General features: G+C 58.4%; 1 protein-coding gene. It reads left to right on the top strand.

All coding sequences use genetic code 11. From position 1 onward, the window contains the following. Positions 1 to 45: 45 nt before the first annotated feature. Positions 46 to 803, top strand: a protein-coding gene (locus AC1DMK_RS31080; protein ID WP_130774655.1) for an IS5 family transposase whose coding sequence is annotated in 2 segments (ribosomal slippage) — positions 46 to 382 and positions 382 to 803 — 759 coding nt in all. Because the reading frame shifts where the segments join, the coding sequence is not laid out codon by codon here. Positions 804 to 820: the final 17 nt, after the last annotated feature.

Here is an 820-nt window from a genome sequence, read left to right as displayed (position 1 = left end):
AATCGCTGATTCATAGGACACCGTGTTGGATCACGGAGGCCTTTGATGGTGGCGAAGCGGTATGAACTGAGCGATGGGCAGTGGGCGAAGATTGCGTCCTTGTTGCCGGGCAAGGCCGGTGATCCGGGGCGCACTGGGTCAGACAACCGTTTATTTATAAGTGGCTGCCTCTGGGTTTTACGCTCCGGCGCACATTGGCGCGATCTGCCGGAGCGTTATGGCAAGTGGAAGACGGTGCATAAGCGCTTCAGCCGCTGGTGCCATGCCGGTATCTGGGAGCAGGTCTTCGAGACGCTGACGGCCGATCGCGACAACCGGTATTTGATGATCGACAGCACGATCGTTCGTGCCCATCAGCAAGCAGCAACCGGAAAAGGGGGGCCAGGGATCAGGCGCTGGGGCGTTCCCGAGGCGGATTGACCACCAAGATCCACATGCTGGTCGATGCGTTGGGCCGACCATTGCGTTTCATCGTGACCGCCGGTCAGGTTGGCGACATCACGCAGGCTCCGGCTCTTCTGGAAGGCCAGATCGGCAATGCCGTGCTGGCCGATAAAGCCTATGACAGCAATGCCTTGCGTGAAACGATTGCTGGCATGGGAGCCGAAGCGGTGATCCCCTCGAACCGCTCGCGCAAAACCATCATCCCGCATGATGAACTCGCCTACAAACATCGAAACTGCATAGAGCGCTGCTTCAATCGAATGAAGCATTTCCGCCGCTTCGCAACACGCTATGACCGCAGAACCATCCACTTCGAGGGCTTTGTCCATCTCGCAGCAGCGATGATCTGGCTCCGGTGAATGTCGATCCGGCCTAG

Source organism: Rhizobium sp. 05L419 (assembly GCF_056397845.1).
This window is presented reverse-complemented; position numbering and strand designations above follow the sequence as displayed.